Below are 17,418 nucleotides of genomic sequence, written 5' to 3'. Positions count from 1 at the left end.
AAGCGTCGACTCAATCGAATAATTCCCGGTGGCCGTCAAATGGTCATCGGGGTTCCCTTCATCTGGCTGTTCCTGTTCTTCATGCTGCCGTTCTTCATCGTACTGAAGATCAGCTTCGCAGAAGCGGACGTGGCCATTCCGCCCTACACCGAAATCTACAGCTACGCCGAGCAGAAGCTGCAGTTGCTGCTTAACCTGGGCAACTACGCGATGCTGGCCGGTGACGAGCTGTACATCGCCGCATATCTCGGCTCGCTGAAGATGGCGCTGTTCAGCACCATCCTCTGCCTGGTGATCGGCTACCCGATGGCCTACGGCATCTCCGTTGCCCGCAAGGAAGTGCAGACGGTGCTGGTGCTGTTGATCATGATGCCGACCTGGACTGCGATCCTGATCCGCGTTTACGCGTGGATGGGCATCCTCAGCAACAACGGCCTGCTCAATGGGTTCCTGATGAGCATGGGCTGGATCGACGAGCCGCTGCAGATCCTCAACACCAACCTGGCGGTCTACATCGGCGTGGTTTATTCCTACCTGCCGTTCATGATCCTGCCGCTGTACGCCAACCTGGTGAAGCACGACCAGAGCCTGCTGGAAGCTGCGTCGGACCTGGGTTCGAGCACCTTCAACAGCTTCTGGAAAATCACCGTGCCGCTGTCGAAAAACGGCATCATCGCCGGCTGCATGCTGGTGTTCATCCCGGTGGTGGGCGAGTTCGTGATCCCGGAACTGCTCGGCGGTCCGGAAACCCTGATGATCGGTAAAGTGCTCTGGCAAGAGTTCTTCAACAACCGTGACTGGCCGGTGGCGTCTGCCCTGGCGGTAGTGATGCTGGCGATCCTGATTGTGCCGATTATCCTGTTCAACCGCAGTCAGGCCAAGGAAATGGAGGGTAAAGAATGAAGCGCTTCCGTTTCTCCAGCCTGATGCTGGTACTGGGTCTGTTGTTCATCTACCTGCCGATGCTGATCCTGGTGATCTACTCGTTCAACGCCTCGAAACTGGTAACGGTGTGGGGCGGCTGGTCGATCAAGTGGTACGTCGGCCTGCTCGACAACAGCCAACTGATGGGTTCGGTGGTGCGTTCGCTGGAAATTGCCTGCTACACGGCGGTGGCGGCGGTGGCATTGGGCACACTGGCGGCGTTCGTCCTGACGCGCATTACGCGCTTCAAGGGCCGTACCCTGTTCGGTGGCCTGGTCACCGCGCCGCTGGTGATGCCTGAGGTGATCACCGGTCTGTCGCTGTTGCTGCTGTTCGTGGCCATGGCGCAGATGATCGGCTGGCCGCAGGAACGCGGCATCGTCACCATCTGGATCGCCCACACCACGTTCTGTGCGGCCTATGTGGCGGTGGTGGTTTCGGCGCGCTTGCGCGAGCTGGACCTGTCCATCGAAGAGGCGGCCATGGACCTCGGTGCACGGCCGTGGAAGGTGTTCTTCCTGATCACCATCCCGATGATCGCACCGTCGTTGGCGGCGGGCGGGATGATGTCCTTCGCATTGTCCCTCGATGACCTGGTGCTGGCGAGTTTCGTGTCGGGCCCGGGTTCCACGACCCTGCCGATGGAAGTGTTCTCGGCGGTGCGTCTGGGGGTCAAGCCCGAGATCAACGCCGTGGCCAGCCTGATCCTGCTGGCGGTGTCGATCGTGACTTTCCTGGTCTGGTTCTTCAGCCGTCGCGCCGAAGAAAGCCGTCGTCGTGCGATCCAGCAGGCGATCGAAGAAGCGGCAGCCGACTCGTGGAAGCAACCGGACGTGCGTCGCGCACAGGCACCGGAAGCGGCTTGAGTCTGAACCAGGGGTGACCACAACAATGTGGTCACCCCGATTCAAAATGTGGGAGCGGGCTTGCTCGCGAAAGCGGTGTGTCAGTCAATGTGGATGTCGACTGACACGACCCCTTCGCGAGCAAGCCCGCTCCCACATTTGCTCATGCGACCCAGGGCGATTTGCGGATGACCTCGACGAAGTTCATCGGCTTGAACCCCGGCTCCTGATCCGCCAGCACATCGGCTTTCACATTACCAAACGTGGTCTGCGGACGATGGCGCAAGCCATCGGCAAACGCGCAGATGATGCACTCCTTGAACCCCTCGCCCCGTGGATGCGCATGCACCACCGCTTCGCGCTGCACGCTGGAAAACGCTGCGTAGTCCATGCCCAGCACGTCCATCTCGACGCCAGCCGTGACCAGCGCCACGGTGGGCCGCAAATGCCGGGGCACGCCCGGCGTGGTGTGCAGGGCAATCGATAGCCAGACCTGTTCGATGTCGTCATCGCTCAACCCGTAGGGCTTGAGGAACGCCGCTGCAGCGTTGGCACCATCGACTTCGAAGCGCTCGTTGTCGCTGCGATAACCTTGCACCAGGCCCAGGTCATGGAACATCGCGCCGACGTACAGCAACTCCGGGTTGTAGGCCAGTCGCTTGCGCTCACCGCTTAGTGCGCCGAACAGGAAGACCCGGCGCGAGTGGTGGTAGAGCAGGTCGGACTCGATGTCGCGAATGTATTCGGTGGTGGCCCTGGCCAGTGCGCTGTCGGGGATCTGGATGCCGGCGATGGTGCTGCTCATGGAGTTTTCCTCGTCGTGAACGCCTTGGCGGCGCTGAGGGTTTCAGTCTGTTCCGGCCCCCGAAACCGGACAATCGATCCATGGCTGCGATCCCGGCCAATGAGCGTGCATATCGCGCCAACCTCGCTTGTTATGTGTGGATTGGCTAGGGTTGCTGGTGAGCAGCTAGAAAAGATCGCAGCCTTCGACAGCTCCTACATGGCATTGCGCTCACCTGTAGGAGCTGCCGAAGGCTGCGATCTTTTTTCAACGTTGAGGATGAACTTGAACCATGCAGAAAACCGTAGCCATCGTGGTGTTCGCCGGCGTCCAGTCACTGGATGTCACCGGTCCCATGGATGTGTTTTCCGAGGCCAATCGCTTCCTTGCCCCGCAGGATCACTATCGTCTGGAGGTGATCGGCGTCGAGCGCGGGATGATGGCGTGCTCCAACGGTTTGGCACTCAATGCCCATCGGCATTTCAGCGAGGCGCTGGAGCCATACGACCTGTTGCTGGTGGCCGGCGGGCTGCAGTTGCCGTTCATGAGTTTCGGTATGGCATTCGATGGCTGGTTGCGCGATGCCTGTGCCCGGGCCAAGCGCTTTGGCTCGATCTGCAATGGCGCGTTCATGCTCGCCCGGGCCGGATTGCTGGAGGGGCGCACGGTCACCACGCACTGGCAGGACGCATCGGATCTGGCGGTGTTGTGTCCCACGTCCCGGGTGGAGGCGGATCGACTGTATGTCGAGGACGGCGAGCTGTTCACCTCGGCCGGGGTCACCGCGGGTATCGATCTGTCGCTGTATCTGTTGGGTCGGGATCACGGGTCGGAAGTGGCGCTGAATGTCGCCAAGCGGCTGGTGGTGTTTACCCAGCGTTCGGGCGGGCAGTCGCAATTCAGTCCGTTCCTCACGCCGCACGCCGAAACGGATTCAGCGGTGGCGATGGTGCAGCATTACGTGCTGGCCAACCTGACGGGCGACCTGACGATCGCCGACCTGGCCAATGCCGCCAACATGAGCGCGCGGAACTTCTCCCGGGTGTTTGCCAGGGAAGCGAAAATCACCCCGGCCGAGTTCGTCGAGCGTGCGCGAGTGGATGCGGCGAGGACGCTGCTGGAAAGTACCCGCGCGCCGCTCAAGACCGTGGCCTATCAATGCGGCTTTCGCGATGCCCAGCATATGCGCAGTGTGTTCAATCGTAGATTGGGGGTGACGCCGCAGCAGTTCAGGTTGAATTTTGCGGCGATGGTTTGAGCTGACATTTTTATTGCCTGTGAGGGACCCTTCGCGGGCAAGCCCGCTCCCACAGGGTTCTCTGGTGTTCACACAATTTGTGTTCGACACAGATCCCTGTGGGAGCGAGCTTGCTCGCGAAGGGGCCGGTCCAGCCAGCAAAATCTATGGCACAGCCCGCGCCGGCAACAGCTTCAACGTACTGCGCGTGTTGGCCGTGACTTCTTCATCATTGAGATGCGCCTGGAAGTACATCCCCTCGATGTAGGCCTCGGCCTGATCATCATAGTGACTGTCGAACAGTACGCCGCTCTGGCCGACCGGGTTGACGGTCAGGCTGTGGGTCGGGTCGGCGAAGTCGATCAGGCGTCGGGTCGAGGGGCCATAAGTGACGGGCCAGGGTGCCGGGCCAATTTTCGCCGAGAGGTTGTTCGGCACTTCATGGCTGCCCGGTGCGGCGAAGGGGCCGACATTGAAGAACAGGTCCAGCGGCTTTTGCTGCCCCAGCGGATGGCCGTGGGTCAACGTGTGCGCGTTGCCCCACTGCCATTGCGAGGCGTCGGCGCCGAGTGTGCTCTTGAGGTGCGCGAGGCTGGCTTGCCAGGCGGCCTTCACCGTATCGGCACGGGTTTCCTTGCCGAGGGTGCTGCGGTTGTCCCACCACGGTGAATCGGCGCTGGCGGCCAGGCGGGGGAGCGCGGCGTCGATCACCCGGGTCGAGAGCAGCGTTTCGAAGAAGTCGTTACCCAGTTCATCGCGCATCGTCGCGTCAGCCAGGTTGAACAGGAGCTGGTTGAACAGCGTGGCGCTGGTCGAGTCGGGGGGGTAATCGCCTTGCCACTGGGCCAGTTGCTCCACCAGTTTGAGCTCGGCGGGACCGCTCACCACTTCGCGCAATACTGGCAACAGTGGTGCCAACAGGCGCGGGCCGTAGGCGGTGGTGGTGCCCAGTTGCAGCTTCTGGCTGTTTTCCAGGTCCCATTTGACCGCTTTGTCACTGAGCTGGCGATTGAGTTGCTGGCCGCGATCGGCAAGGTTGTAGTAGCCGGGAATCTCCATGCCGGTCGGCGACACTGGCTGGAAGTTGGCCGAGACGATGTAGCCCCGGGCCGGGTTTTCTTCCTGGGGGTTGGCCGTGAACGGGTAGAAGCCGTCCTTGTCCGCCTCGGCGGTGCTGCCGTCGAGGATGAACCACGGGCGTACACCCGTCGGGCGTTTAGGCAATTGCGCCGCCGCCCACCAGCCGATGTCACCCTTGGCATTGGCCCAGACAACGTTCAGGCCCGGGGCCTGGATTTTTGCCGAGGCACTGCGGGCCTTGGCCAGGGTATCGGCGCGATTGAGCTGGTAGAAGCCCTCCAGGATCGGGTTCTGGCTTTCGAGAAACGCCCACCACATGGCAATCGGCGTTTTGCCGGCGCCGCTGCCCAAGGCATCGTTGACGATCGGGCCGTGGGGCGACTGGCGCAACACCAGGGTGACTGGCGCCTGGCCCTTGACCACGATCTGCTGCTCGCTGGTCGTCATGTCCACCCATTTGCCGCGATACCAGACCTGATTGGGGTTGTCCGGGTTGACCTTCTCGGCGATCAGGTCGAGGTCGTCGTTCTGGAACATGGTGATGCTCCAGCCGAAGTCGCTGTTCATGCCCAGGGAGGCAAACGGCATCAGGGCCTGATAGTGGCCGTAGAGTTCAAAGCCCGGCGCCGAGAGCTGTGCTTCGTACCACACCGACGGCGCGGAAAAACGGATATGCGGATCACCCGCCAGCAACGGCTTGCCGCTTTGGGTCCGGCTGCCCGCGACGACCCAGGCGTTGCTGCCCTCGAACTGTGGCAGGCCGTTGTCAGCCAGGGCTTGCTCGCTCAGGCGGGCGAGGGCGTTGAGGTCTTTCCAGTCGGCGCTGGCCAAGGGTGTGCCGGTCCCGTTGAGCACGCCCTTTGGCTGCCAGTCGAGATCGAAGATGTTCAGGTATTCAGGCCCCAGTTGATCGCGCACGAATGTCAGCAAGGGTTCGGTACGAAATGCCGCGGCAAAACTGTAGGCCATGTAGCCGGCGATGCTGATGGTGTCCTGGGCCGTGAACGGGCGTTTTGGAATGCCCAGCACATCGAACTCCACGGGTTTGGCGTGGCTGTCCTGATACTGGTTGATGCCGTCCAGATAGGCTTGCATGGCGATGAAGGAGGGCGACTGCTTGTCGAGATTCGCCAAGTAGGTTTCGGCACGTTCGCGAATGCGCAGGCTGCGCATCAGTTTGTCGGTATCGAGCAGTTTCGGCCCCAGCACTTCGGCCAGTTCGCCACGGGCCAGGCGACGCAGGACTTCCATCTGGAACAGGCGGTCCTGGGCATGCACATAGCCGAGGGCACGGTACAGGTCGGTTTCGTTGTCGGCGCGGATGTGCGGGACGCCGCGCTCGTCGTAGCGCACGGTGACGGAGCCTTGCAGGTGTTGCAGTTCCATCATGCCCTGGCGTGACGGCTGCTTGCTGTAGAGGTACCAACCGGCCCCGGCGGCCAGCATGACGATCAACAGAGCGAGAGCGGTCAGGCTGCGTTTCATGGAGACTCCTTGTTGTTATTGTGATTCCTGGCGCCACTGTGTAACACGTTGCGCCGATTTGGCGCATCGCCCGTAGGAGGGATTCGTATTACTGCGTCTTTCCCTATTTGCTTGGCTCGACAAGCCACGGGCAGTAACACCCCACCGCCAGTGTGTGCGTGGCACTCACCGCACGTCCCTCATCCAGCGCTTGCAGGATCGGTTCGATAAAGCTGTTGCTCGAATTGCAGGTCAGGCCTTCGCTGTAGGGGCCGAAATACGCCAGTTTGCCGCTGCGATCCCAGATCGCCACGGCCGGGCTGGCGGGGATCTGTTCGGAGCCGGGCAGGACGTCGATGGTTTTCAGGCTGTTCAAGGTGCCCGGCAATTGGCCGTGGCTGCCGGGTTTTTGCACGGCATAGAATTCCACGCCATGGGGAATGTAGCGCTCGACCAGTTCGGTCAGGTGTTGTTGGTTGCCGACATTGCACGGGCAGGCCGGGTCCCAGAAATGCACAAGGCGGATGGCGCCAGGGCCGGCGAGGGATTCGGGAAGGCGCAGCGGATCGCCGGAAAACATCGCGGTGTGCTCGCTGAACGCCCGCAGGTAACGCCCCTGGAACCAGTCGTAGGCCGCCCACAATGCGCCGGCACACACCACGGCGAGCAGGCTGGCAAACAGGGTGGCGCGAAGGGGCGAGCGCATCGGTTCAATCCTCGAAGGTCGGCTAGCTTGCCATGCTTGCCGCGACAGATGAATATCGCAGGCCTATAAAGTCCGTTTCACGTTCTGGAATCGTCCATGCCGGCTACTTTCGACCCTGATTTTCTACGTGCAAGCCTGCTGCCATTGGCGGCCGGGCAGCCGTTGTCGGCGCAGGCGCAGGCTTACCAGCGATTCTACGGGCTGGATTTTGCCTCGCGTCAGGTGCGCAGTGGCCTTGGGCGATTCGAGGTCGACGGTTATGAGCTGGTCAGCCAGTTCTGGTGGCCCGAGCGGGCAAAGGCGACGTTGTTTGTCATCCACGGTTTCTACGACCACACCGGGCTCTACCGGCATGTGATCGAATGGGCGCTGGACCAGGGCTTTGCGGTGATTGCCTGCGACTTGCCGGGGCATGGCTTGTCCAGTGGCGAACGGGCGAGCATCAAGGATTTCGCCGAGTACCAGGACACGCTGCAAGGTCTGTTCAGTGAGGCGCAGTCTCTCGACCTGCCGCAGCCGTGGCACCTGTGCGGGCAGAGCACCGGCGGGGCGATCGTGATCGATCATGTGTTGAATGCGGGGGCGAGCAGCCCGGCCCAGGGGCAGGTGATTCTGCTGTCGCCGCTGGTGCGGCCGCGGGCGTGGGGTTGGTCGCAGCTGAGTTATTACCTGCTCAAGCCTTTCGTCAAAGCCATCGCCCGACGTTTCAGCGAGAACTCCAGCGACCCGGCCTTTCTGCCGTTCCTGCAAGCCGATCCGTTGCAGCCGCTGCGTCTGCCGACGGCCTGGGTGGGCGCATTGGCGCGCTGGATCAAGCGCATCGAGGCCGCTCCCGTGAGTGCCCGCCGGCCGCTGATCGTGCAGGGGCAGGCCGACATGACGGTGGATTGGGAACACAACCTGGAAGTGTTGCGGGGCAAGTTTGATCGGCCGCAGGTGCTGATGCTTCCCGAGGCGCGGCATCATCTGGCGAATGAGACGCTGGTGATGCGAGAGGAGTATTTCGGGTTCTTGACCAGGCGGATGAGCCGGCAATATCGATGAGTCAAGATCGAAAGATCGCAGCCTTCGGCAGCTCCTACCGAACGTTTGTAGGAGCTGCCGAAGGCTGCGATCTTTTTTACTGGGTCAGGTTCGAATTACTCTGCCCCACCGCCAACCCTGCCCGGATTGCTGCCAATGCGGCTTGATAATAAGCCTGGCCTTCCGAAGATTCAGCAAAGGTCGCGAACTCTTCCAGTTCGTTGTCCGACAGGTCGCGATAGACATACAGCAGCGTGTTGTTCAGGTCGCTGCCGATCTGGTCCATCAGGCGCTGGCGTTGGCCGTTGAGCATGCCTTGGGCCTGACCGGCACCGAGCAACCCGGGGATCATCGAACTCAAGCTGTCGGCGGCGACGCCAGCAATCGCCAGGCTGACTTCCGCGCCGGCCTCGCGTGCGGGCAGGGCTTGTGCCAGGTGGCCGATGATCAGCATGCGGCTGTCACTGGCCTGCATCTTCGGCAGGCCCTTGGCGTTTTTCGCCAGTTGGTCGCGACGGGTCGCCAGCAGCTCGGCGGCGACGACTTTCTTGCCCAGGGGTGACTGGAAAAACGTCAGCGCGGGCTTGGGGTTGGCGAGGTTCTTGCGCAATTGCGCTTCGGCGCGCTGGTCCATGGCCTGGGCGGAAAAACGCTGATTGCTGTTACTGACCAGTGCCTGAAATACCGCTGGAGGCAGGCTGCCCTGGTAGCGTTGCTGAGCGGCCGAGAGGGCGTCGCTGAAATGCGCGCGTTGTTCCGGCCAGCCGGCGACCTTGTACAACAGGTCATGGCCGTCTGCCCAGGCGGGCATAACGCAGAACATCAGCAGTGATAAAAGCAAACGGCGCATAGGGACTCCTGTCAGCAGGCGACTATTCTCCGTGCGGCACTCCTGCTTGTCGAGAATTCGTATCAACCCGCTGCGCGGCTCTGTCGGATTTCCGGGCACAGGAATACTATGCGCGCCATGCAAATATCCTCTGATCACCCGCTGCTGCTACGAATCGTCGACGACCTGGCCGAGCACGGCTGGTCGCAGCAGAATATTTTCCTGCCTCTGGATCTGACCCGGGCGCTGGCGGCCGAGTGTCGCAAACGTGCTGCCGAGGGTGAACTGGCTCCGGCCGCCGTCGGCCGTGGACCGTTTTCGGAGATCCGCGAAGGGATTCGTGGCGACCATATCCAGTGGATCGACCCCGGCCAGGCCGAGGCGTGCGACAGCTACCTGAGTTTGATGAACAGCCTGCGCGAGGCGATCAATCGCGGTCTGTTTCTCGGCCTGGAGGATTTCGAAAGCCATTTTGCGATGTACCCGCCCGGTGCGTTCTACCTGAAGCACGTCGACCGCTTTCGCGATGACGACCGGCGTATGGTTTCGGCGGTGGTTTACCTCAATGACGCCTGGCTTCCCGAACTCGGCGGCCAGTTGCGCATGTACCTCGACAATGATCGCGTCCACGACGTGCAACCTGTAGGCGGCTGCCTGGTGGTGTTTCTCTCCGGAGAGGTTCCCCATGAAGTCCTGCCCGCGACCCGGGATCGCCTGTCGCTGACCGGCTGGTTCCGCCGGCGCGGCAACGAGCCGTTCTGATCATGCGGAAAATTCTCGTCAGCCGCTGCCTGTTGGGCCACCGCGTCCGTTACGACGGCGGGGCCAGCGGGCCGTTCGATCAGCTTCAGCAGTGGCTTGATGAGGGGCGGGTCGTGCCGTTGTGCCCCGAGGTGGCCGGTGGATTGCCAACACCTCGGGCGGCAGCGGAAATTCCAGGCGGGCAGGGCGTGCAAGTCCTCGATGGCCAGGCGTTGGTGATCACCACCGAGGGTGAGGACGTCAGTTCGCAGTTTCTGTCGGGGGCGTATCAGGCACTGGAGCTGGTACAAAAGCACGGCATCCGCATCGCCGTCCTCAAGGCCAACAGCCCGTCCTGCGGCAATCTGCTGACCTATGACGGGACGTTCAGCGGTGTGAAGGTCAGTGGCGAGGGCGTGACGGCGGCACTGCTCAAACGCCACGGGGTGCAGGTGTTCAGTGAGCTGGAGTTGCCGCAGGCGGCGCAGGCGTTGGCAACACTCGATTAACGAGCGACACAAGACACTGTGGGAGCGAGCTTGCTCGCGATGGCGGCCTGACATCCAACATCAATGTTGACTGGACTGGCCTCATCGCGAGCAAACTCGCTCCCACAGGTTCTGCATTTACTTCAGTTCTGCAGCTTCGGCACCACACCCGCATCCGCCCCCAACCACTTCTGCTCCAGCGCTTGCAGTCGTCCGTCATCCTTGATCCGCTGCAAGGCGTTTTCCAGGCTGGCATGGAACGCCGGATTACCCTTCTGGAACGGAATCGCCAGGCTCACGGCCGGGTTGGTTTTGGGCGTCTCTTGCGTCAGCGATTGCACCAGCAAAATGGAGCGCGGCTCTTCTTTCTGCGCGATCAGTTGCGCATGGGTTTGAATGTAAGGCTCGCTGAAGTCGAAACGATCCTTGAGATCCGGGGTCACTGCTATGTGGTTGATAGCGATGTCGTATTTGCCGCTTTCGACGCCGGTCAGCAGATCGCTGCCGTCGGTGACGACAAAGTCGGCCCGGACATCGAGTTCACTTGCCAGCAGTTGGCCCAGCTCGACTTCGAAGCCGGTGAGCTTATCGTCATCCTTGAAATTGAACGGGGGAGTGTTGGCTTCAACGGCAATGCGCAATTCGCCCCGGTCGTTGACGTCATCAATCAGTTCGGCATGAGCCAAAGGGCTCAGAAGGGGTAGCAGGCAGATCAGGCCAGGCAGAAAGCGCATGGTCACTCCTTTGAATTTATTATCGCGACCCTCTGATTCAGGCTCGCTTTGCTATGGTTGTCGAGTGCCTTCGACAACGAATGGCCATGAAGTTGTCATGGTCACGCGGATTTTACGGAAAAACTGGAGAAGAGAATGAAAACCTTTATGTCACGTGCTGCTTTGGCTGGCCTGTTGATGGGTGTTTCGGTGCTGGCCAGTGCTGCAACGCCGGCTCCGAAAGGCGCCGAAGTGTCCATCGTGTCTCCCAAGGATGGCGCGACGGTTCCCCAGACGGTCGTGGTCAAGTTCGCGGTCGAGAACGTTGCCTTGGCACCGGCGGGCGATACCACCAAGAACACCGGTCACCACCACTTGCTGATCGATGTCGACGAGCTGCCCGCCGCCGGTGCGCCGATTCCCAAGGATGCCAACCACATGCATTTCGGCAACGCGCAGACCCAGGCTGAAGTAACGCTCACGCCGGGCAAGCACACCTTGCAGTTGGAACTGGGCGATAGCAACCACATGCCGTTCGATCCGCCGATCGTTTCCGAGAAGATCACCGTCAACGTCAAGTAACGTTGTTGCGTGAATGAAAAAGGGAGCCCGAAGGCTCCCTTTTTTGTCGCTCAGGTCGTGATCAGAACAACACACGACTACGGATGGTGCCTTTGACGTGTTGCAGCTTCTCTTGCGCCAGATCCGAGTACTCGGCGTCGACGTCGATTACCACGTAACCGACTTTCTCGTTGGTCTGCAGGAACTGACCGGAGATGTTGATGCCGTTTTCGGCGAAGACCTTGTTGATCTCGCTGAGCACGCCCGGGATGTTTTCGTGGATGTGCAGCAGGCGGTGCTTGCCAGGGTGAGCCGGCAGGGCCACTTCCGGGAAGTTCACGGACGATACCGAAGTACCGTTGTCGCTGTACTTGACCAGTTTTTCCGCCACTTCCAGACCGATGTTGGCCTGGGCTTCAGCGGTGGAACCGCCGATGTGCGGGGTCAGGATCACGTTGTCCAGGCCACGCAGCGGGCTTTCGAACTCTTCGTCGTTGGAGCGTGGCTCCACCGGGAATACGTCGATGGCCGCGCCGATCAGGTGCTTGTCCTTGATGGCTGCCGCCAGGTGGTCCAGTTCGACCACGGTGCCGCGGGCGGCATTGATCAGGATGCCGCCTTTCTTGATGGCGCGGATTTCCTTCTCGCCCATCATCCACTGGGTGGCGGCGGTTTCCGGAACGTGCAGCGAAACGATGTCGGACATCGCCAGCAGCTCGTGCAGGTTGCCTACCTGAGTGGCGTTACCCAATGGCAGCTTGGTGATGGTGTCGTAGAAGTACACCTGCATGCCCAAGCCTTCCGCCAGGACCGACAGTTGAGTGCCGATCGAGCCGTAGCCGACGATGCCCAGCTTCTTGCCACGGATCTCGAAGGAATTGGCCGCGCTCTTGATCCAGCCGCCACGGTGGCAGGAAGCGTTCTTCTCAGGGATGCCGCGCAGCAGCAGGATCGCTTCGGCCAGCACCAGCTCCGCTACGGAACGGGTGTTGGAGTACGGTGCGTTGAACACCGCGATGCCGCGTTCGCGGGCCGCGTCCAGGTCGACCTGGTTGGTGCCGATGCAGAAACACCCTACAGCCACGAGCTTCTTCGCGTGATCGAAGATCTCTTCGGTCAGTTGAGTGCGGGAGCGAATGCCGATGAAGTGAGCATCAGCGATCTTTTCCTTGAGCTGGGCTTCCGGCAGAGAACCCGTGAGGTACTCGATGCTGGTGTAGCCCGCCGCCTTGAGGACGTCGACAGCCGATTGGTGGACGCCTTCGAGAAGAAGGAACTTGATCTTGCTCTTATCGAGAGAAGTCTTGCTCATCTGCGTAAACCTGTGTCCCGGAGAAAAAATGGCAGGAAGTAGCCAGCAGATGCTGACCCGGACGGCAGGAAAGCCGTCACCGCAGAACAGCCCTTGGGCACTATCCTGCGGGGTCGTTATGCTAGCATATGCACCCCGCTAAACACTCATTCCTGCGACGTGAAGCGTTCTCAGGATGACCATGAATTGTTCGAGAGTTCTGTCGATGACCAATCCTGCCCTGATTGAAGAGCTGAAGACCCTGGTTGAGCCTGGCAAGGTGCTGACCGATGCCGACTCCCTGAATGCTTACGGAAAGGATTGGACCAAGCATTTCGCCCCGGCCCCGACCGCCATCGTGTTCCCCAAGACCACCGAGCAGGTCCAGGCCATTGTCCTGTGGGCGAACAAACACAAGGTGGCGCTGGTGCCGTCCGGCGGTCGTACCGGTCTTTCCGCAGCAGCGGTGGCGGCCAATGGTGAGGTCGTGGTGTCCTTTGACTACATGAACCAGATCCTCGACGTGAACCTCACTGACCGCACGGCCGTTTGCCAGCCGGGCGTGGTCACCGAGCACCTGCAGAACGTCGCCGAAGAGAAAGGCCTGTACTACCCGGTGGACTTCGCTTCGGCGGGTTCGAGCCAGATTGGCGGCAATATCGGCACCAATGCCGGCGGGATTAAGGTGATTCGCTACGGCATGACCCGTAACTGGGTCGCCGGCATGAAAGTGGTCACCGGCAAGGGTGACGTTCTGGAACTGAACCGCGACCTGATCAAGAACGCCACCGGCTACGACATGCGCCAGCTGTTCATCGGTGCCGAAGGTACCCTCGGGTTCGTGGTCGAAGCGACCATGCGCCTGGACCGCGCACCGAAAAACCTCACTGCAATGGTCCTCGGTACCGCCGATTTCGATTCGATCATGCCGGTGCTGCACGCCTTCCAGAGCAAGCTTGACCTGACCGCCTTCGAATTCTTCTCCGACAAAGCCCTGGCCAAAGTCATGGCTCGTGGCGATGTGCCGGCGCCGTTCGAATCCGATTGCCCGTTCTACGCGCTGCTGGAATTCGAAGCGACCACCGAGGAAGTGGCCAACCACGCCCTGGAAACCTTCGAGCACTGCGTCGAGCAGGGCTGGGTACTGGACGGTGTGATGAGCCAGAGCGAAACCCAGCTGCAGAACCTGTGGAAGCTGCGCGAATACATCTCCGAAACCATTTCCCACTGGACACCGTACAAAAACGACATCTCGGTCACCGTATCGAAAGTCCCGGCATTCCTGAAGGAAATCGACGCCATCGTCGGCGAACACTACCCGGATTTCGAAATCGTCTGGTTCGGCCACATCGGCGACGGCAACCTGCACTTGAACATCCTCAAGCCGGATAACCTGAGCAAGGATGAGTTCTTCGCCAAGTGCGCGACCGTCAACAAGTGGGTGTTCGAAACCGTCGAGAAGTACAACGGTTCGATCTCCGCCGAGCACGGCGTGGGCATGACCAAGCGTGACTACCTGACCTACAGCCGCTCGCCTGTCGAGATCGAATACATGAAGGCGGTCAAGGCGGTGTTCGACCCGAACGGCATCATGAACCCGGGCAAGATTTTCGCTGTTTGATTTTCGAACTTTAAGAGCCAACGAAGCAGGAGTCGGTAATGAGCTATCAGCACCAGTATGTCGACGGTACGCGCATTCACTTCCCGTTGGGGAAAGTGGTGTGCATCGGCCGTAACTACGCCGAACACGCCAAGGAACTGGACAATCCGGTGCCGACCGAGCCGCTGCTGTTCATCAAGCCGGGCAGTTGCGTGGTGCCGCTGGAAGGCGGTTTCAGCATTCCGGCCGAGCGCGGTTCGGTGCATTACGAGGCGGAAATCGCGGTCTTGATCGGCAAACCGTTGTCGACCAAGCCGAGCCGTGAAGAAGTGCTCGACGCCATCTCCGGTTTCGCTCCGGCCCTGGACCTGACCCTGCGCGACAAGCAGGCCGAGCTGAAATCCAAGGGGTTGCCCTGGGAAATCGCCAAGTCCTTCGACGGCGCGGCAGTGCTTGCTCCGTTCGTGTCCGGCAGCACCTTTGCCGACCTGACCGATATCGGCATTCGCCTGACCATCAACGGTGAAGTGCGCCAGGACGGCAACAGCAGCGCGATGCTCAACCCGATCGTGCCGATGATCCAGCACATGGCCGGCTGCTTCTCGCTGCAGGCTGGTGACGTGATCCTCACCGGCACGCCAGTGGGCGTTGGTCCGCTGAACGTCGGTGACGAGATCGTTCTGGAATTGCCCGGCGCCAGCAGTTTCACCAGCAGCGTTCGCTAGTCCAGGCACCGCCAAACCCTGTGGGAGCGGGCTTGCTCGCGAAGGGGGCGTGACAGTCGACATAAGTGTTGTCTGACACACCCTCTTCGCGAGCAAGCCCGCTCCCACATTGATTTTTCCGTGGTCTTCAAAAGGCTCACCCTGGCATTTCCCGTTTTTTTCACATCCAGTCTGGATAATTTCAGGGCTATTGGCCTCTGAGCCGGCCCCAAACTGTGCTATTACCCTAGCCTGAATTTCTGGAACGCATTCCTCGATGGCCACTCCTCCTCTTTCCACGCTTGAACCTGTTCGCCGTTCGCGCTTCGCCCTGCGCTGGCACACCTGGCTGCTGCTGGTGGCGGTTGTTGCCTACGGCGTCGCATTTGCCATGCACTGGGATTCTCGTGGCGTGCTCTGGGTGAAAGAGCAATTCAAGAGTCCGGCCGAGCGTCAGGCGAGTATCTGGCTTCCGGGCTATCGGGCGGTGATCGATGCCAAGCCGTTGCCGGGCATGGAGAAGGATGAAGCATCGGACGTGGCCTACGACCCTCAGACCAAGACCCTGTTTTCGGTCATGGGCAAGAACCCGTTCCTGGTCGAATTGAACTTGCAGGGCGATGTGCTGCGCAAAATGCCGTTGGTCGGCTGGAGCAACCCTGAGGGCATCACCGTGCTGGGCGACGGCCGGCTGGCCATTGTCGATGAGCGAGAGCATCTGATCGCTATCGTCAAGGTCGATGCCGATACCCGCGAATTGGATATGGCCGACTTCCCGAAATACGACCTCGGACCCTCCAAAGACCAGAACAAGGCGTTCGAGGCTGTCACCTGGGACCCGAGCAATCAGCAACTGCTACTGGGCGAAGAGCGTCCGCCGGCATTGTTCGCCTGGAAAGGTGATGGCAAGGTCCTGACCGGCGACAAGCTGAAGCTGGCCAGCCATGCACTGGACATGCGCAACCTGTCTGCCCTGGCCGTCGATCCACGGACCGGCCACATGCTGGTGTTGTCCGCTGACTCGCACCTGCTGCTGGAGCTGGACAAGAAGGGTGAGCAGGTCAGTTTCATTACCCTGCTGCGTGGCTTCAACGGTCTGAAAAATACCATTCCCCGTGCCGAAGGCGTAACCATGGATGAAGCGGGCACGCTGTACATGGTGAGTGAACCGAACCTGTTTTATCGCTTCGAAAAACAGAGGTAGTGCCTCTGTGTAGGAGCTGCCGAAGGCTGCGATCTCTTGACTGATAGCTAAAGATCAAAAGATCGCAGCCTGCGGCAGCTCCTACGCTGATTGCGTATGCGTAAAAGGCTCACGGCCATTAAGCTTCAGTTCAGACGGGCGTGATATTTCATCCGCCTGTTTTGACCCGAGCCCACCCGAATGCGTCGATTTGCCCGTCCCAAATCCCTGATTCTGATTCTGTTGGTGGTCTTGCTGATCGCGTTGATAGCGATCGCCCAGTACATGCGCCTGTTCGAGCGCACCTGGTTCAATCTGCATACGCTGTGGCAGCCGGTGAGTTCCCGGTCCATGGGGCTGGACCAGTACCAGGTCGCGACCGAAGCGCAGGTGATCGATGGCCTGGCCGACAACGTTTCGGCGCTGACCTACGATCCCGTGCGCAAAAGCCTGTTCACCGTCACCAACAAACGGAGCGAGCTGGTCGAGTTGTCCCTCGACGGCAGGATCTTGCGTCGTGTGGCGCTGGTCGGTTTCGGTGATCCGGAGGCGGTGGAGTTCATCAGCGAAGACATCTACGTGGTCACTGATGAAAGCCAGCAGCGGCTGATCAAGATTCGTCTGGAGCAGGACACCACCTTCGTCGATGCGGCAGACGCCGAGCAGATGACCATTGGCGTACACATGGGCGGCAACAAGGGCTTCGAGGGCCTGGCCTACGACTCTGTGGGCAAGCGCCTGTTCGTCGCCAAGGAGCGCAACCCGATGCTGATCTACGAGGTGCACGGTTTTCCGCGCTTCAATCCTGAAGAATCCTACTCGGTGCACGTGATCAACGACCCCAAGCGTGATGCCGGGATGTTCGTGCGGGATCTGTCGAGCCTGCAATACGACGAGCGCAGCGGGCATTTGCTGGCGCTGTCGGATGAGTCGCGATTGATTCTGGAGCTGGATGTGGGCGGGCGTCCGCTGAGCACAATGTCATTGAGCAAGGGGCGCCATGGCCTGCAAAAAACCGTGCCGCAAGCGGAGGGGCTCGCCGTGGACGACGACGGTGCGTTGTACCTGGTGAGTGAGCCGAACCTGTTCTACGTGTTCAAGAAACCCACGCAACTCTAACCAGCACCACAAAACAAATGTGGGAGCGGGCTTGCTCGCGAAGGCAATCTGTCAGTTGACATCTCTATCGACTGACACGACCCCTTCGCGAGCAAGTCGGATCGCCGCACCGCCGCTCCCACAGGT

Annotated in this window: 17 protein-coding genes; 11 read left to right on the top strand and 6 right to left on the bottom strand. The window is 60.7% G+C overall.

The window, feature by feature from the left end:
- The first annotated feature begins 21 nt into the window (after nt 1-21).
- Together AB4O40_RS16275 and AB4O40_RS16270 are read left to right on the top strand one after the other, a co-directional pair.
- Nucleotides 22-903: an ABC transporter permease subunit gene (locus AB4O40_RS16275; protein ID WP_172435394.1), complete on the top strand. Its 882-nt coding sequence runs from the start codon at nt 22-24 to the stop codon at nt 901-903.
- The gene (locus AB4O40_RS16270; protein ID WP_056726426.1) at nt 900-1,790 is read left to right on the top strand and encodes an ABC transporter permease subunit; all 891 of its coding nucleotides are present in this window, start codon (nt 900-902) and stop codon (nt 1,788-1,790) included. Before AB4O40_RS16275 ends, AB4O40_RS16270 begins: the two co-directional genes overlap by 4 nt.
- A gap of 142 nt (nt 1,791-1,932) precedes the next feature.
- Here AB4O40_RS16270 and AB4O40_RS16265 read toward each other — a convergent pair whose 3' ends face one another.
- Nucleotides 1,933-2,574, bottom strand: a complete 642-nt coding sequence (locus AB4O40_RS16265; protein ID WP_056726427.1) for an HD domain-containing protein — start codon at nt 2,572-2,574, stop codon at nt 1,933-1,935.
- Between the two features lie 271 nt (nt 2,575-2,845).
- Between AB4O40_RS16265 and AB4O40_RS16260 the strand changes: the two genes are divergently transcribed.
- Entirely contained in the window at nt 2,846-3,811 is a 966-nt protein-coding gene (locus AB4O40_RS16260; RefSeq protein ID WP_460053846.1) for a GlxA family transcriptional regulator, read from the top strand.
- A gap of 144 nt (nt 3,812-3,955) precedes the next feature.
- Here AB4O40_RS16260 and AB4O40_RS16255 read toward each other — a convergent pair whose 3' ends face one another.
- A complete protein-coding gene (locus AB4O40_RS16255; protein ID WP_460154722.1) occupies nt 3,956-6,355 on the bottom strand; it encodes a penicillin acylase family protein in 2,400 nt (799 codons plus the stop codon).
- A 103-nt stretch (nt 6,356-6,458) separates the two neighbouring features.
- Entirely contained in the window at nt 6,459-7,040 is a 582-nt protein-coding gene (locus tag AB4O40_RS16250; protein WP_056726430.1) for a DUF6436 domain-containing protein, read from the bottom strand.
- 96 nt (nt 7,041-7,136) lie between these two features.
- Here AB4O40_RS16250 and bipL point away from each other — a divergent pair, with 96 nt between their 5' ends.
- Entirely contained in the window at nt 7,137-8,084 is a 948-nt protein-coding gene (gene bipL, locus AB4O40_RS16245; protein WP_056726431.1) for a phospholipase BipL, read from the top strand.
- Nucleotides 8,085-8,160: 76 nt separating this feature from the next.
- On the opposite strand, the gene AB4O40_RS16240 is transcribed toward bipL, so the two are convergent.
- Nucleotides 8,161-8,913: a DUF2059 domain-containing protein gene (locus AB4O40_RS16240; protein WP_056726432.1), complete on the bottom strand. Its 753-nt coding sequence runs from the start codon at nt 8,911-8,913 to the stop codon at nt 8,161-8,163.
- A gap of 108 nt (nt 8,914-9,021) precedes the next feature.
- Between AB4O40_RS16240 and AB4O40_RS16235 the strand changes: the two genes are divergently transcribed.
- Together AB4O40_RS16235 and AB4O40_RS16230 are read left to right on the top strand one after the other, a co-directional pair.
- A complete protein-coding gene (locus AB4O40_RS16235; RefSeq protein WP_056726433.1) occupies nt 9,022-9,654 on the top strand; it encodes a 2OG-Fe(II) oxygenase in 633 nt (210 codons plus the stop codon).
- A gap of 2 nt (nt 9,655-9,656) precedes the next feature.
- A complete protein-coding gene (locus tag AB4O40_RS16230) occupies nt 9,657-10,142 on the top strand; it encodes a 2-thiouracil desulfurase family protein (RefSeq protein WP_056726434.1) in 486 nt (161 codons plus the stop codon).
- A gap of 122 nt (nt 10,143-10,264) precedes the next feature.
- Here AB4O40_RS16230 and AB4O40_RS16225 read toward each other — a convergent pair whose 3' ends face one another.
- On the bottom strand, nt 10,265-10,855 hold the full coding sequence (locus AB4O40_RS16225) for a transporter substrate-binding domain-containing protein (protein ID WP_056726435.1): 591 nt from the start codon (nt 10,853-10,855) through the stop codon (nt 10,265-10,267).
- Nucleotides 10,856-10,990: 135 nt separating this feature from the next.
- Between AB4O40_RS16225 and AB4O40_RS16220 the strand changes: the two genes are divergently transcribed.
- A complete protein-coding gene (locus AB4O40_RS16220) occupies nt 10,991-11,416 on the top strand; it encodes a DUF4399 domain-containing protein (protein WP_056726436.1) in 426 nt (141 codons plus the stop codon).
- A 61-nt stretch (nt 11,417-11,477) separates the two neighbouring features.
- Here AB4O40_RS16220 and serA read toward each other — a convergent pair whose 3' ends face one another.
- Entirely contained in the window at nt 11,478-12,707 is a 1,230-nt protein-coding gene (gene serA / locus AB4O40_RS16215; RefSeq protein WP_007976393.1) for a phosphoglycerate dehydrogenase, read from the bottom strand.
- Between the two features lie 205 nt (nt 12,708-12,912).
- Here serA and AB4O40_RS16210 point away from each other — a divergent pair, with 205 nt between their 5' ends.
- The 4 genes from AB4O40_RS16210 (at nt 12,913) to AB4O40_RS16195 (ending at nt 17,292) form a co-directional block, all read left to right on the top strand.
- Nucleotides 12,913-14,307, top strand: coding sequence for an FAD-binding oxidoreductase (locus AB4O40_RS16210; RefSeq protein ID WP_033052123.1), 1,395 nt, complete (start codon nt 12,913-12,915; stop codon nt 14,305-14,307).
- Between the two features lie 38 nt (nt 14,308-14,345).
- The gene (locus tag AB4O40_RS16205) at nt 14,346-15,011 is read left to right on the top strand and encodes a fumarylacetoacetate hydrolase family protein (protein WP_409078176.1); all 666 of its coding nucleotides are present in this window, start codon (nt 14,346-14,348) and stop codon (nt 15,009-15,011) included.
- Nucleotides 15,012-15,267: 256 nt separating this feature from the next.
- Nucleotides 15,268-16,194, top strand: coding sequence for an SdiA-regulated domain-containing protein (locus tag AB4O40_RS16200; protein ID WP_409078175.1), 927 nt, complete (start codon nt 15,268-15,270; stop codon nt 16,192-16,194).
- Between the two features lie 180 nt (nt 16,195-16,374).
- Nucleotides 16,375-17,292 (top strand): SdiA-regulated domain-containing protein, encoded by a 918-nt coding sequence (locus tag AB4O40_RS16195; RefSeq protein WP_460053849.1) that lies wholly within the window; start codon nt 16,375-16,377, stop codon nt 17,290-17,292.
- Nucleotides 17,293-17,418: the final 126 nt, after the last annotated feature.

The organism is Pseudomonas sp. S2_F07 (genome assembly GCF_054668325.1).
This window is presented reverse-complemented; position numbering and strand designations above follow the sequence as displayed.